Origin of the sequence: Paraburkholderia sp. BL21I4N1 (genome assembly GCF_002973525.1) — a bacterium.
GTDB lineage: Bacteria > Pseudomonadota > Gammaproteobacteria > Burkholderiales > Burkholderiaceae > Paraburkholderia.
Window position 1 is genome coordinate 14,629 of the sequence record NZ_PVEN01000018.1, and the last position, 13,486, is coordinate 28,114.

General features: G+C 62.0%; 15 protein-coding genes. 9 read left to right on the plus strand and 6 right to left on the minus strand.

Annotation, left to right across the window (positions count from 1 at the left end):
* Positions 1 to 7: 7 nt before the first annotated feature.
* Complete coding sequence (locus B0G83_RS31335; RefSeq protein ID WP_105511221.1) at positions 8 to 1,018, plus strand: HNH endonuclease; 1,011 nt, start codon at positions 8 to 10, stop codon at positions 1,016 to 1,018.
* 143 nt (positions 1,019 to 1,161) lie between these two features.
* Here the strand turns inward: B0G83_RS31335 and B0G83_RS31340 are convergent, their stop codons facing one another.
* Both B0G83_RS31340 and B0G83_RS31345 read right to left on the minus strand, forming a co-directional pair.
* Positions 1,162 to 2,187, minus strand: coding sequence for a sulfate ABC transporter substrate-binding protein (locus B0G83_RS31340; protein WP_105511222.1), 1,026 nt, complete (start codon positions 2,185 to 2,187; stop codon positions 1,162 to 1,164).
* Between the two features lie 138 nt (positions 2,188 to 2,325).
* Positions 2,326 to 2,928 (minus strand): alpha/beta hydrolase, encoded by a 603-nt coding sequence (locus tag B0G83_RS31345; protein WP_105511223.1) that lies wholly within the window; start codon positions 2,926 to 2,928, stop codon positions 2,326 to 2,328.
* Positions 2,929 to 3,257: 329 nt separating this feature from the next.
* On the opposite strand from B0G83_RS31345, the gene B0G83_RS31350 reads away from it, so the two are divergent.
* The 6 genes from B0G83_RS31350 to B0G83_RS31375 all read left to right on the plus strand — a co-directional run bounded on the left by B0G83_RS31350 (position 3,258) and on the right by B0G83_RS31375 (position 7,447).
* On the plus strand, positions 3,258 to 4,199 hold the full coding sequence (locus B0G83_RS31350; RefSeq protein WP_105511224.1) for a glyoxylate/hydroxypyruvate reductase A: 942 nt from the start codon (positions 3,258 to 3,260) through the stop codon (positions 4,197 to 4,199).
* A 98-nt stretch (positions 4,200 to 4,297) separates the two neighbouring features.
* Positions 4,298 to 5,224 carry a hydroxymethylglutaryl-CoA lyase gene (locus B0G83_RS31355; RefSeq protein WP_105511225.1) on the plus strand — a complete coding sequence of 309 codons (927 nt, stop codon included), beginning with the start codon at positions 4,298 to 4,300 and terminating at the stop codon, positions 5,222 to 5,224.
* A gap of 55 nt (positions 5,225 to 5,279) precedes the next feature.
* A complete protein-coding gene (locus B0G83_RS31360) occupies positions 5,280 to 5,801 on the plus strand; it encodes a YbaK/EbsC family protein (RefSeq protein WP_105511226.1) in 522 nt (173 codons plus the stop codon).
* A gap of 4 nt (positions 5,802 to 5,805) precedes the next feature.
* Complete coding sequence (locus B0G83_RS31365) at positions 5,806 to 6,033, plus strand: DUF1289 domain-containing protein (RefSeq protein WP_105511227.1); 228 nt, start codon at positions 5,806 to 5,808, stop codon at positions 6,031 to 6,033.
* On the plus strand, positions 6,030 to 6,497 hold the full coding sequence (locus tag B0G83_RS31370) for a MaoC family dehydratase (protein ID WP_105511228.1): 468 nt from the start codon (positions 6,030 to 6,032) through the stop codon (positions 6,495 to 6,497). Before B0G83_RS31365 ends, B0G83_RS31370 begins: the two co-directional genes overlap by 4 nt.
* On the plus strand, positions 6,494 to 7,447 hold the full coding sequence (locus tag B0G83_RS31375) for an MBL fold metallo-hydrolase (protein ID WP_105511229.1): 954 nt from the start codon (positions 6,494 to 6,496) through the stop codon (positions 7,445 to 7,447). Before B0G83_RS31370 ends, B0G83_RS31375 begins: the two co-directional genes overlap by 4 nt.
* A gap of 243 nt (positions 7,448 to 7,690) precedes the next feature.
* Here the strand turns inward: B0G83_RS31375 and B0G83_RS31380 are convergent, their stop codons facing one another.
* Complete coding sequence (locus tag B0G83_RS31380; protein WP_105511230.1) at positions 7,691 to 8,581, minus strand: alpha/beta fold hydrolase; 891 nt, start codon at positions 8,579 to 8,581, stop codon at positions 7,691 to 7,693.
* Positions 8,582 to 8,907: 326 nt separating this feature from the next.
* Between B0G83_RS31380 and B0G83_RS31385 the strand changes: the two genes are divergently transcribed.
* Complete coding sequence (locus tag B0G83_RS31385) at positions 8,908 to 9,867, plus strand: nitronate monooxygenase family protein (protein WP_105511231.1); 960 nt, start codon at positions 8,908 to 8,910, stop codon at positions 9,865 to 9,867.
* A 32-nt stretch (positions 9,868 to 9,899) separates the two neighbouring features.
* Here the strand turns inward: B0G83_RS31385 and B0G83_RS31390 are convergent, their stop codons facing one another.
* Positions 9,900 to 10,838, minus strand: coding sequence for a LysR family transcriptional regulator (locus B0G83_RS31390; RefSeq protein ID WP_105511232.1), 939 nt, complete (start codon positions 10,836 to 10,838; stop codon positions 9,900 to 9,902).
* Between the two features lie 231 nt (positions 10,839 to 11,069).
* Positions 11,070 to 12,155, minus strand: a complete 1,086-nt coding sequence (locus B0G83_RS31395; RefSeq protein WP_105511233.1) for a porin — start codon at positions 12,153 to 12,155, stop codon at positions 11,070 to 11,072.
* 124 nt (positions 12,156 to 12,279) lie between these two features.
* Between B0G83_RS31395 and B0G83_RS38780 the strand changes: the two genes are divergently transcribed.
* Positions 12,280 to 12,447 carry a hypothetical protein gene (locus tag B0G83_RS38780; protein WP_181157142.1) on the plus strand — a complete coding sequence of 56 codons (168 nt, stop codon included), beginning with the start codon at positions 12,280 to 12,282 and terminating at the stop codon, positions 12,445 to 12,447.
* A gap of 301 nt (positions 12,448 to 12,748) precedes the next feature.
* On the opposite strand, the gene B0G83_RS31400 is transcribed toward B0G83_RS38780, so the two are convergent.
* A complete protein-coding gene (locus tag B0G83_RS31400) occupies positions 12,749 to 13,342 on the minus strand; it encodes a hypothetical protein (protein WP_374954956.1) in 594 nt (197 codons plus the stop codon).
* Positions 13,343 to 13,486 lie beyond the last annotated feature (144 nt).

The following is a 13,486-nucleotide window of genomic DNA, read 5'->3' on the forward strand; positions in this document are numbered from 1 at the left end:
TCAAGTGATGACCAGTCCTCGTGCATGGTCGTTCTTAACGATTGAAGGAACACGGCAATATGGTGGCAACGCAGGCTACGACGACAATCCGGCCGAGGTTTACCGATATGACAGTAACGTCGCCAACTATCGACAAGTTGCAATTAAAGACGTCGTCATTCTGAGATCAAGGACCAACATTCTTGGCATAGCGCAGATTGAAAGCATTGTGCCTGGAAATGGGAAAAAGGCGAGGTTGCGCTGCCCGACGTGTCGGATCTCAAACATCAAGGAGCGCGCCACGATGGCGCCGCGCTGGGCATGCAAGAACCGCCATCTGTTCGATGTTCCACTTCAAGAATCGGTTGAAGTAAAAACATTCGAGGCGCATTACGGCAAAACATTTCGCCAAGCACCTGCAATGCTCACCCTGCAACAAATCAACGACGCAGTAGTCCGTCCGAGTGACCAGATGTCGATCAAGGAACTTGATCTGGCCAAGCTCGAGGCAATACTAATTAGCGAGGCGGGATGCCGACAGCTGGTCGAAAATTTTGCGGGTGCTATCAGTTTGGACACGTCTGCGCACTTGACGGCAGAAGCGACAATGCCTAACTCGATCATTGAAGCAAGACGACGCGTGTTGCGTGAGGTCAATTTGAGACGCGGGCAACCTCAGTTCCGACAGCGACTTATCCAACGCTACGGCAGCGCTTGTCAGATTAGTCGCTGCGATTACCCGTATCTTGTTGAGGCAGCGCACATTGCGCCTTATGCGTTGAGTAACGAGAACGGAGCACACAACGGCTTGCTGCTACGCAGCGATTTGCACATTCTGTTTGACCTCGGCATGTTGGCAATCCATCCTGTGGAAATGACGATCTCACTGCACACGGATTTGATGAAAATGGAGTACGCAGCCTTTCAAGGTCAACGCCTTTTCCTGAACGGAACAACAGGCCCTGATCGCACCGCGCTCGAAGCTCGCTGGGAATTCTCCAAACGCCTGGATGCGATCGCCGCAACGAACTCCAAATGATATTGCTACGAGACTGGTCGAATGAAAAATAGGAGCACGGAGCTCTGAAGCGTGGCAACGAAGATACCTGTGGCACCAACACTTTGAAAAAAAGGGCGCCTCGATGTAAATCGAGGCGCCCTTTGCGTTTCTAGTATCGCTGCTTACTTCTTGTCGACGATGATCTGATCGAACGTCCCGCCATCGGCGAAATGGGTTTGCTGCGCTTTCTGCCAGCTGCCGAACATCTCTTCGACGGTGAAGGTTTTGATCGGCTTGAACTCGGCTGCGTGCTTCGCCAGCACGTCCTTGTCACGGGGACGCAGATGATGCTCCGCGATGATTTCCTGCGCGGCCGGCGACCACAGATAGTCGAGATACGCCTGCGCTTCCTTGCGCGTGCCGCGCTTGTCGACCACCTTGTCGACGATCGCAACCGGCGGCGCCGCCAGCAGACTCACCGACGGATACACCGCCTCGAAATTGCCCGCACCCACGCCGCTATCGATCAGCGACACTTCGTTTTCGAAGGTCACCAGCACGTCGCCGATGCCGCGTTGCGTGAACGTGGTCGTCGCGCCACGGCCGCCCGTATCGAGCACCGGCACGTTTTTGAAGATCGCCTTTTCGAAGTCGAGCGCCTGCGCATCCGTGCCGCCGTGCTGCTTGCGATAACCCCATGCGGCGAGATACGAATAGCGTCCGTTGCCCGAGGTCTTCGGATTGGCGATCACCACCTGCACGCCCGGCTTCGCGAGATCGTCCCAGTCCTTGATGTGCTTCGGGTTGCCCTTACGCACAAGGAACACCATCGTGGTGGTGTACGGCGCGCTGTCGTTCGGCAGACGCGCACGCCAGTTGGCCGGTACGAGTTGGCCCTTCTCGGCGAGCAGGTCGATATCGTTCGGCTGGTTCATCGTCACGACGTCGGCCTGCAAGCCTTGCAGCACCGACAGCGCCTGCGCGCTCGACGCGCCATGCGACTGGCGCACCGACACCGTCTCGCCGCTCTTCTGCTTATACGCCGCGATGAAGCCGGCGTTGATGTCCTTGTACAACTCGCGCGTCACGTCGTACGACACGTTCAGCAGCGACGTGTCGGCGTGCGCCGTCGAGATGCCGCCCATCGCGAGCGTGATTGCCGTCATGCCGGCTGCGAGCCAGCGCGATGTCCCCGTATTGCCTGCCATCTTGTCCCCGCCTATCGATGATAAAAACCTGTAGCCGCACGAGCGCGCGGCGTGAAGCGGGATTCTAACGGATTGCTTACTGCCTCGTCCGGGCCGAAGCCGGACATAACGCAACGGCGCAAAGCGCCATCGCCGTGCTCAAACGAACGCGTGCTGCGCGGCCTCGAACGTCTCCTCGCGAAAGCGCAGCGGCGCCGCGCAGTGCACCAGCGTGTCGACGAAATACTTGGCGCGCGGCCAAGGACCGAAGCCGGCCGCGGTGTTGATGTGCCCGACGTCGCCGAGATTGACGAACGCGCTGCCGAAACGCTGCGCGAGTTCGCGCGCACCGGTGAGCGGCATCCATGGATCGGTTTCGCTGCCGATCAGAATGGAGGGCACGCCGAGCCGGCGCGCGTCGAACGGGCCCGCGAAGGCGAATTTCTCCGGACTGGCGGGTGCGACGAACAGCACGCCGACCACGTCGTTCGCATACGACGCCTGCTGCAACGCGTGCGCGGCCGCGAGGCAACCGAAGCTGTGCGCGGCCAGCACGAACGGCCCGCGCTCGCGCGCCAGCAGGTCGCGCAGCGATTGCGCCCAGCGCGCGACGTCCGGGGCTTCCCAGTCCGCCTGCTCGACGCGCAACGAACGCGCGAACTGCCGCTCCAGCCAGCTTTGCCAGTGCGCGCCCTCGCTGCCGTGCAGGCCGGGGACGGTCACGAGCCGCGGCGGCCACGTCGATTTGATGCATGGAAGCATGTCTGTCCCTCGCAGCGGGAATCTGGAAAGGCATTGTCCCGCCCGGTTCGGCGTGGGTGAACCAAGTTTTTGTGCTTTGGTTATGGGGCAAATGCAGGGGCAAATGCAGTGGCAAATGCGGGGACGAATACGGGGGCGAATGCGGCCAAACCCGTACGCCCGTACGCAAACGCGCGCGGTTCACGTCGAAAAAGTAGAATGAAGCTTATCCATAAAAAGGAGGAGGCCCCCATGCCGCAAGCGTCGACCAATGCACCGCGCGCAGTGCCGCCGTGCGACCGGGCCTTCTTCGTCAATCGATCCGACTACGCAGGGACCTGCCCGACCGTATGAAAGTCCTTTTCTACATGACGCATCCCGACGCCGCCGAATGGCTGCACGACTTCGCCCGCGCGCTGCCCGAAGCGGAACTGCGCGAATGGCAGCCGGGCGATACCGCGCCGGCCGATTTCGCGGTCGTGTGGCGGCCGCCGCGCGAGATGCTGGCCGGCCGCGACGATCTGCGCGCGATTTTGAATCTCGGCGCGGGCGTCGACGCGATCCTCGGGCTTGAACACGCGCACCCCGGCACGCTGCCGCGCAATGCGCAATTGATCCGGCTCGAGGATTCCGGCATGGCGCTGCAAATGGCCGAGTATGTGACGCACACGGTACTGCGCTATCTGCGTCGTTTCGACGAGTATCAAACGCTGCAAGGCGAACGCCGCTGGCACGTGCTCGAACCGCATCCGCGTGACACGTTCACAGTCGGCGTGCTGGGACTCGGCGTGCTCGGCTCGCACGTCGCGAAGGCGCTCGCGAGCTTCGGGTTACCCGTGCGTGGTTACAGCCGCGGTGCGCGGCAGATCGACGGCATCACGACCTTCGCCGGCGATACCCAGTTCGACGCGTTTCTCGATGGCGTCAAGGTGCTGGTGAATCTGCTGCCCCACACGCCCGACACTAGCGACGTGCTGAACACCCGCACGTTCTCGAAGCTCGCGCGCGGCGCGTATCTGATCAACGTGGCGCGCGGCGGCCATCTGGTCGAACAGGATCTGCTGGACGCGCTGGCTAGCGGGCAACTGACGGCCGCGACACTCGACGTGTTCCGCGAGGAACCGCTGCCGGCCGATCATCTGTTCTGGCGCGAGCCGCGTATCACGATCACGCCGCACGTGTCCGCGCTGACGTTGCGCTCGGAAAGCGTCGAACAGGTCGCGTGCAAGATTAAAGCGCTGATGCGTGGCGATACGGTCGGCGGGGTGGTGAATCTTGAGCGCGGATATTGAATCCATTCGCAGGAGCGCCGCTTCGCGCGGCTCGCAACTCAATCGCATGAAACCCGAGTAAGCGCTAAGCCGCTAGCTCGGGTCGAAAGGAGACAATCATGGCCTTACCCCAGCAAGTCAAAATCGTCGAAGTCGGTCCGCGTGACGGACTGCAGAACGAAAAGGAATTCGTTCCCACCGCAACCAAGATCGAGCTGATCAACCGGTTGTCGGCGGCAGGTTTCCGCAATGTCGAAGCGGCCTCGTTCGTGTCGCCCAAATGGGTGCCGCAAATGGCCGACGGCGCCGACGTGATGGCCGGCATCGCGCGCCATCCGGGCACGATCTACTCGGTGCTCACGCCGAACCTGCGCGGCTTCGAAGGCGCGCTTGCGGCACACGCGGACGAAATCGTGATCTTCGGCGCGGCCAGCGAAGCGTTCTCGCAGAAGAACATCAATTGCAGCATCGCAGAAAGCATCGACCGCTTCGCGCCGGTCGCGCAGGCGGCCAGGGAACACGGCCTGCGGATTCGCGGCAGCGTGTCGTGCGCGCTCGGCTGCCCCTATCAGGGCGAGGTGCCGGTGGCGTCGGTGGTCGATGTGGTCGAACGCTTCGCGGCGCTCGGCTGCGACGAGATCGATATCGCCGACACGATCGGCGTCGGCACGCCCAAGCGCACGCGCGAAGTATTCGAAGCCGTGACCCGCGTGTTTCCGCGCGAACGTCTGTCGGGCCACTTCCACGACACCTATGGCCAGGCGCTCGCGAATATCTACGCCGCGCTGCAGGAAGGTATCGAGATCTATCACGCGTCGGTGGCGGGGCTGGGCGGTTGTCCGTATGCGAAGGGCGCGACCGGCAACGTCGCGACCGAAGACGTGCTGTACCTGATGAACGGCCTCGGCATCGAGACCGGTATCGACCTCGCGCAAGTCGTGGCGATCGGCGATTTCATCTCGACGTCGATCGGCAAGCCGAACGTGTCGCGCGCCGGTAAAGCGCTGCTCGCCAAGGCGCGCAACGAAGCGGGCAATTGCGTCTGATTCCAGCCGGTACTATTCGTCACTCACCTTTGCTCATCTATCAGGACCCGAAACGATGACGGACCACGCTTCCCTCGACTCCGACGATCTCGCCGCGTTGCCGGAATCCGCGCGACGCGTTGCGCTGCTGCTGCGCGAACGCGGCCACGCGGGCCGGATCGTGATGCTGCCGGAAACCGGCAAGACTTCCGCCGAAGCCGCTGCGGGACTTGGCTGCTCGGTCGCGCAGATCGCCAAGTCGATCCTGTTTCGCCGTCGTAAAGACGATGCGCCGGTGCTGGTGGTCGCCAGTGGCGCGAATCGCGTCGACGAGCAGAAAGTCGCCGCGCAAGTCGGCGAGATCGGCCGCGCGGATGCGAAGTTCGTCCGCGAACAGACCGGCTATGCGATCGGCGGCGTCTGCCCGATCGGCCACGCGGTCAAGCCGGTGACGCTGATCGACGCCGATCTGCTCGAACTCGACAGCCTGTGGGCGGCGGCGGGGCATCCGCATGCGGTGTTCAATCTGACCGCGCAGGAGTTGGTCGCGCTGACGGGCGCGCCGGTGGTCGACGTGGCGCTGCGCGAGACCGCGTGACGCGATGACGGCCGGCGACGATATCGAAGACGAGGACGGCAGCGTGATGTCGCCGTGCATCAGCATTTGCCGTATGGACGAGTCGACCGGCTGGTGCGAAGGCTGCCTGCGCACCATCGACGAAATCGCCGGCTGGTCGCTGTTCGACGACGACGCGAAACGCGCGGTCTGGCGCGCCATCGAAGTCCGGCACGCGGAGTTCATGGCGAAACACGCGAAGGAGCGGCGATGAAGCCCGCGCCGCGTATCGTCACGATCGGCGAGACGTTCAGCGCCACGCTCGAACTGTCGGCGCAATCGGTGAAATCGTTCGCCGCGCTCGTCAACGATTTCAACCCGCTGCATCACGACGACGCGTATGCCGCGCAGAGCCGCTTCGGCGGCTTGATCGCGTCCGGCACGCAACCGACCGCGCATTTCATGGCCTTGCTGGCGACGCATTTTTCGAGCTATGCGCAGCCGCTCGGTCTTGAGTTCGATATCAAGTTGAAGAAGGCCGTCCACGCGACCGACACGCTCACGATCACCTGGCAGGTGCGCGACGCCTACTGGAAAGCGAGCCTGAATGGCGATCTGACGCATCTCGACGGAACGGTCGTGAATCAGCGTGGCGACCTCATGTTGATCGGCACGTCGACCATTCTCGTGATGCCGAAGCCCGAAGCGAACGAATCAACCCGTGCGGCCACATCATGATCACGCTGCCGGAATCGATACGGGTTTTCGAACGCGGCTGGTTGTCGTCGAATAACGTGCTGCTCGTTGATGACGCGTGCGCCGCGCTTGTCGATACCGGCTATGCGAGCCACGCACTGCAAACGGTCGCGCTGGTGCGGCAGGCACTTGGCACCCGGCCGCTCGATCTGATCGTCAACACGCACCTGCATTCGGATCACTGCGGCGGCAATGCGCAGTTGCAGGCAACCTGGCCGTGCCGCACCGTCATTCCCGCTTCCGAAGCCGATGTCGTGCGCGACTGGGACGAAAGCCGTCTGACGTTTCGCGCCACCGGCCAGACCTGCGAGCGTTTCGATTTCACAGGTACGGTTACGGCCGGCGCGCGGTTGCGCCTCGGCGCGCTGGATTGGGAGGTGCTGGGCGCGCCCGGTCACGATCCGCATTCGCTGATGCTGTATTGCGCGGACGTACGCGTTCTGATCAGCGCGGACGCGTTGTGGGAGAACGGCTTCGGCGTGATTTTTCCGGAACTGGAAGGTGAAAGCGGATTCGCCGAAGAACAGGCGGTGCTCGAAGCGATTGCGAAACTCGACGTGCGTGTCGTGATTCCGGGGCATGGTGCGCCGTTCATGAATGTCGAACAGGCGCTTGAACGCGCGTTCTCGCGTGTCGCGTGGTTGCGTGCCGATCCCACACGCAACGCGAAGAATGCGCTGAAGGTGTTGATTGTGTTCAAGCTGCTTGAAGTCCGCGTGATGAGCTTTGACGCGCTGGTGCGGATGGTGGATGACGCTGAGGTGATGCGCGCGGCGGCGGCGATGCTCGCGCCGCGTGGTGGATGGACTGCGTTGCTGAAGGGAATCGTCGCGGAACTCGCGGCGAAACATGGCCCGCTGGAGGTGGAGGGCGAACGCATCCTGGCGAGGGATTCGAAACCGGTGGCACAAAAAGAAAGCCGCTCGACCTGAGGCAGGCGAGCGGCGGAAATTCTGTCGGACGTGATCAGCGTCTGATGCCATGATACGCGTGGCGGATTTTTGACCGCATTGGTGATTTCCCTACAGAAGGTTGACGGGTCGTTTTAAACCCGCATACGCAACGGTTACGAGGCCTCGTAGTCTGGGGCTTTAGTATGTATTAAGCCGCCGATTTGAATAACCGAGCTTTTTTTGGTTAATCTGGAATCCGTAGTATTGGCACAAAAGCTAACGCTACTGCTCAACCGCCTCAAAGAAGGAAAGCATCTCGGCAACTAGCTCTTCAGAGGCTTCCTCGGGAATATAGTGCCCGCAAGAAAGCGCCCTGCCGCTAACATCCCGCGCTACGTGCCGCCATTCCGCAAGCGCATCGAAGCACTTCTCAATAACACCCTTGTCCCCCCAAAGCACGCGCAACGGACACCCGATCTTATGCCCGCGCTCGACATCGGCGCGATCATGTTCAAGATCGACACTCGCCGACGCCCGATAATCCTCGCACATAGCATGCACCGCCCCAGGCTGCGCCAACGCCGACCGGTAAGCATCGAGCGAAGCAGGATCAAACGCCGCCAGCCCCGCATGACGGCTCCCCATCACCGCATCGACATAAGCAGCCGGATCGGCACCAATCAGCGTCTCGGGCAAAGGCTCCGGCTGAATCAGAAAAAACCAGTGGAAATAAAGCGTCGCAAACGTGCGATCAGTCGCCTCGTACATGGCGAGCGTCGGCGCAATATCGAGCAGCATCAATCGCTCGACCGCATCGGCATGATCCAGCGCCATCCGATGCGCGACCCGCGCGCCGCGATCATGCGCGCATACCAGAAAACGTTCGAAACCGAAATGCCGCATCACGGCGACCTGATCGGCCGCCATCGTGCGTTTGGAATACGGTATGTGAGCGGCGTCGCTCGACGGCTTACCCGATGCGCCGTAGCCACGCAGATCGGTGGCAATCACGGTGAAGTGCTCAGCCAGTTGCTCGGCGCAACGCGCCCAGATCAGATGCGACTGCGGATGGCCGTGCAGCAATAGAAGAGGCGGCCCCGCTCCACCCTTCACTCCGAAAATATCGACATCGCCCACGGCGACGCGAAAGGGCGTGAAATTCTCGAAGGCCATAGCGTCTCTCTTGTCATTACGAGTCAACGCATTGTAGGAGCCCAATGTGTCCACGCGAGGTGGGGTAGCCCACGCAAACGTAGAACCTGAACTCTCCTTCCAACTGTTCTAAACAGCCGTGCATTACTCGAGCGACAGGCATCGCCTATAATCGAACGATCGTTCTTTAATTATCGGGCGACACGTGTCGTCTCGCGCATGTGTGGCGAGCCAGCGGTAAATCGCGCCGCGCCGCTTCGGCGCAATGCCCGCCATGTGCCGCTAAACTCATACACGCCGGGCGCGCGAACGCCGTACCGGTCCGATCAAAACTGGAGACTCGCATCATGGCATTGCCCGCCGTTCTGCAAAAACTCGCACTGCCCGTCGTTGCCTCGCCGATGTTTATCGTCAGCTATCCCGAACTCGTGTTGGCCCAATGTAAGGCGGGTATCGTCGGTTCGTTTCCCGCGCTGAATGCGCGCCCGGCTGAATTGCTCGACGAATGGCTCACGCAGATTCAGACGCAACTCGCCGAGCACAAGGCCGCCAATCCGGATGCGGTTATCGGGCCGATCGCCGTCAACCAGATCGTTCACCAATCGAATACGCGACTCGAACACGATGTGCGCGTGTGCGTCGACCACAAGATTCCGATCTTCATCACGAGCCTGCGTGCACCGTCGCGTGAAATCGTCGACGCGGTGCATAGCTACGGCGGCATCGTGCTGCATGACGTCATCAATCTGCGTCACGCGCAGAAGGCGCTCGAAGCGGGCGTCGACGGTCTGATCCTGGTGGCCTCCGGCGCCGGCGGCCATGCGGGCACGACCTCGCCGTTCGCGCTGGTCGGCGAAGTGCGGCGCATGTTCGACGGCCCGATCATTCTGTCGGGCTCAATCGCGAACGGCGGCTCGATCCTCGCCGCTCAGGCCATGGGCGCGGACCTCGCGTACATGGGCACGCGCTTCATCGCGACCAAAGAAGCGCACGCGGTCGAGGGCTACAAGCAGGCCATCGTCAACTCCACCGCGTCGGACATCATCTACACGAACCTGTTCACCGGCGTGCATGGCAACTACATCCGCGAAAGTATCGTCAACGCAGGGCTCGACCCGGACGCGCTGCCGGAGTCGGACAAGACCGCGATGAACTTCGCCAGCGACAAGGCGAAGGCGTGGAAAGACATCTGGGGCGCAGGCCAGGGCGTCGGCCTGATGGACGACGTGCCGAGCGTCGGCGAACTGGTGCAGCGCCTGTCGAAGGAATACGACGACGCGAAGGCGCGGCTGGGCATCGCGCGCTAGTCGTTTCGTCTGCCGCCGGGCGTCACCGCGAATCAGCGCACTGCCATCGCCTTGATCTGCTCCAGCGATGGCCACAACGATTCATTCGCGAAGCGCTCGGCCAGAAAGTCGACGAACGAGCGCACCTTCGCCGACAGATGCCGCCGGCTCGCGTAGACCACGTGGATCGGCAGTTCGCGCGGCGGCACTTCATCCACCAGCAGCGGCACCAGCCGGCCCGTGGCCAGATCGTCGCCGATCACCTCGGTGCCGAGCATCGCGATGCCCGCCCCTTGCAGCACGATCACGCGCTGTGCCTCCAGATGGTTGACGATCAGATTGCCCGACAGGCGCACGCGCGGCGACGCGTCGCCGGATGCGGTGGCGAGTTCGAGCGTCGAGACGCCCGCGTATTGCAGGTAGTTGTGACGCGCCAGATCGGCGACCGTCTTCGGCGTGCCGTGGCGCCTGAGATACGCCGGCGACGCGCACAGCACGAGGTGCGCGGTCGCAATCTGCCGCGCGATCAGCGACGACGATTTCAACCCGCTCGGTGAGGCCCGGATCGCGACATCGAAACCTTCGTCGATCAGCTCGACCACACGGTCGGACAAGGTGATGTCGACGGTGACCTGCGGATAGTGCGCGGCGTAGTCGGCCACCGCGGCCATCACATGACTCAAGCCGAACGCCGAGAGCGACGACACCCGCAAGCGCCCTTGCGGCACGACACTCGCCGCGCCGACCACCTGCTCGGCTTCTTCCAGTTCGGTGAGCACCTGGCTCAGGCGCTCGTAGTATTCGCGGCCTGCCTCGGTGGGCGCGACGCGCCGCGTCGTGCGGTTCAGCAGACGCGCGCCAAGCTGCTGCTCGAGGTGCATCACATGCTTGCTCGCCATCGCCGCCGACATTTCCATCCGTTCCGCCGCGCCGACAAAACTGCCGACCTCCACCACATGGCGGAACACTTTCATGCTGACGAGGGTATCCATCGCAATCGCTCGCTTGAGGAATCAATCGACGTCATTTTGCCGGGTTTATAAAAAACTGGTGAGCAAAGCGGTGGCCGGCAGCTAATAAGCCTCGCCGGAAAATAAAAAAGCCCGCTTTCCGAAGAAAGCGGGCTTTGCCCATGCCACCGGTCTGCAACGTCGCGCGGCAGCCTGTGCGGCTTAGGCGCGCCGCGCGCCGTACGGATCGTGTGGGTCGCGCCGTAACGCTTGTTAGAACTTCGCGCGCAGACCGACGCCGTACGTGTTGCCGCTCGACTGGTTCGTGATGTGGTCGTACAGGTACGCGGCGTACACGTCCGTGCGCTTGGACAGCGGATAGTCGTAGCCGATCGCCGCCGTCTGACGGGTCTGGTTGAAACCGCCGCCGTCGCGCGAATAAGCGTAGGACGCCATCACCGTGCCCGGACCGACCGGTACCGACGCGCCGCCCTGCCCCGTGTTGACATGCCAGCTCGTGATCTGCTGATTGTTGTACGTGTACATGTACTGCGCGTAGAACTTCACGAACTTCAGGTCGTACGACGCACCCACTTGCGCTACGCTCTGGCTCTTCAGGCCAGGAACGCCAGACGAATCGAAGCTGCCGAGGTCGCTCGGCACGTTGTTGAAGTTCACGTACTGGTAGACCGCTGTCGCTGCGAACGGGCCGTGGAAATACAGCACCTGGCCGCTCCACTTCTTCGCGCCGTTCTCGGTCGTGTTGCCGAGCGCGTACATGGCCGTCGCGCTCAGGCCGTTGAAGTTCGGCGACGAATACGACACCGCGTTGCTCCAGCCGGAATCGCCCGTCACGCCTTGATCCGTGTTGTAGGTCGGGAACGTGCCGAGGCCGAGGTACGTGTGGTACACCATCGGCGAGAACACGTACGAGTCGATGAACGGGTTGAACAGAATCGTCGAAATGAACAACGGCGTCGTCAGACGGCCAGCCGTAACCGTGCCGTACGGCGATTCGATACCGACATACGCATTACGCGAGAACATCGTGTCGCCGGTGAAGCGGCCGTACTGGCCGTTCTGCGCGAGGAAGAAGCCTTCAATCGTGAAGATCGCCTTGTAGCCGTTGCCCAGATCCTCGGCGCCCTTCAAACCCCAGTACGACGTCGACATACCGCCGCCGGACACCACGGCAGCGCTCTTATTGGCCGAAAACTTCTGCGAGCCGACCCATTCGTCGACCTGACCGTAAAGCTGCACGCTCGATTGCGCAAAGGCAGCCGATGCGCTGGCCAGCAGAGCGGCGCACGCAGTGGCCTTGAGGGTGGTCTTCAGCGCACTGCTGATGCTTGTATTCATGGGTTCTCCTGTCTTTGTCAAAAGGGTGTGGCTGTGCGAAAGGGGGAGCTCGCGCGAACCATTTGTTGTTGTCCGTTCGATCGTCGAGCCAATCTGGGCGGGACCATCTTTGCGGACCATTTTTATGGACAAAAATATCGCTGGTTATTGCCGGTATATCGGTCTGGTTAGTTTTGTCGAATATCGGTCTGATAACGCTGCGCCGATTAACCCCCGGGCGCTGTCGTCACCGATTTTGCTGCGCCGCGCAAAACACCGCGAACGCCACGTCCGAAGCGGTGATAACGCATGAAATGACATGCGGATGACGCAGCGCCGCAGAAACGATGGAATTTGACGACAACAGGAGGATCACCGCCGAGTGTTTTCAAAAAAGTGTGGCGTCGAAACGTCACATTGACGGTAGCGTAATGGAGGGGGTAGTACGCGGAGATAAAGCAGGCGGCTTGAAAGGCAGGAGAAACGATCAGACCCAATGCAATAGCGCATTAGCTGACACGCACTGAAGGGAGTTGAAGAGCGTTGAACCGCGTGGGCGCGGCCGTGCGTTGCATCGCGCTGACTAGTCGCATCCGACTACGCGGCTAGTACGGCTAGTTGCGGTAGGGCGAGCCTTCCGGCTGACGCGGATCTTCGCCTTGGCGCGGCATGCCGCGTCCCGAACCGCGCTCTTCGTTATAGCGAGCGACGTCGGCGCGAATCGAACCCGCGCGAACCGGCGCATTGGCCGGCGGCCGAGGTACCCCACGCGATTCGGCGCTGACCGGAGTAATAGCGCCGGCGTATTGCATGCCGCCGCGGCCTTGGCCCGGATAACCGGCGGGACCGGCGACACGACGCATGCCCGGGTTATAGACGCCAAAGCCGTTATTGCCGCCATTGCCGCCCACGAAGTTCGCGGCGCCACGTGGCGGCAGGCTCGCGTTGCGGTCGATCGTGAGACTACGGCCGGGAGCCGGTCTCGCGGCCGGCGCACTGTCATAGCGGCTACCGCGCGTTTCACCGCGCATGCCGTGGTTCGCGGCGACATGTGAATACCCGCCGCCGCCGAAGTGCGGCACGCCCGGCGCTTTCGCATAGGCGAACGAGCACAGCGCGGCGATAACCGCGCCCAACGCCCAGTGCTTCGTTCTCGACAACCCGTCCACCTGATGACTCACATGCCCGAAGACTTGCCTGGAGCCCACCGTTCGAGCTGCGATGGACTGGTTTAGGGACTGACGCGAGCGGTATGTTTCAATCGCAGCGCGGCGCATCCCGACGGCCTTTGAACCGTAATTTATGGGTGGCGGCAGAGGGTGTCGAGCCAAAAAGTGTTAGGCCTCCGCCGC

Bases quoted from the DNA above. Each gene is read 5' to 3' on its own strand.
- B0G83_RS31335 (WP_105511221.1), top strand. From the start codon at position 8: ATGACCAGTCCTCGTGCATGGTCGTTCTTAACGATTGAAGGAACACGG.
- B0G83_RS31340 (WP_105511222.1), bottom strand. From the start codon at position 2,187: ATGGCAGGCAATACGGGGACATCGCGCTGGCTCGCAGCCGGCATGACG.
- B0G83_RS31345 (WP_105511223.1), bottom strand. From the start codon at position 2,928: ATGCTTCCATGCATCAAATCGACGTGGCCGCCGCGGCTCGTGACCGTC.
- B0G83_RS31350 (WP_105511224.1), top strand. From the start codon at position 3,258: ATGAAAGTCCTTTTCTACATGACGCATCCCGACGCCGCCGAATGGCTG.
- B0G83_RS31355 (WP_105511225.1), top strand. From the start codon at position 4,298: ATGGCCTTACCCCAGCAAGTCAAAATCGTCGAAGTCGGTCCGCGTGAC.
- B0G83_RS31360 (WP_105511226.1), top strand. From the start codon at position 5,280: ATGACGGACCACGCTTCCCTCGACTCCGACGATCTCGCCGCGTTGCCG.
- B0G83_RS31365 (WP_105511227.1), top strand. From the start codon at position 5,806: ATGACGGCCGGCGACGATATCGAAGACGAGGACGGCAGCGTGATGTCG.
- B0G83_RS31370 (WP_105511228.1), top strand. From the start codon at position 6,030: ATGAAGCCCGCGCCGCGTATCGTCACGATCGGCGAGACGTTCAGCGCC.
- B0G83_RS31375 (WP_105511229.1), top strand. From the start codon at position 6,494: ATGATCACGCTGCCGGAATCGATACGGGTTTTCGAACGCGGCTGGTTG.
- B0G83_RS31380 (WP_105511230.1), bottom strand. From the start codon at position 8,581: ATGGCCTTCGAGAATTTCACGCCCTTTCGCGTCGCCGTGGGCGATGTC.
- B0G83_RS31385 (WP_105511231.1), top strand. From the start codon at position 8,908: ATGGCATTGCCCGCCGTTCTGCAAAAACTCGCACTGCCCGTCGTTGCC.
- B0G83_RS31390 (WP_105511232.1), bottom strand. From the start codon at position 10,838: ATGGATACCCTCGTCAGCATGAAAGTGTTCCGCCATGTGGTGGAGGTC.
- B0G83_RS31395 (WP_105511233.1), bottom strand. From the start codon at position 12,155: ATGAATACAAGCATCAGCAGTGCGCTGAAGACCACCCTCAAGGCCACT.
- B0G83_RS38780 (WP_181157142.1), top strand. From the start codon at position 12,280: ATGGACAAAAATATCGCTGGTTATTGCCGGTATATCGGTCTGGTTAGT.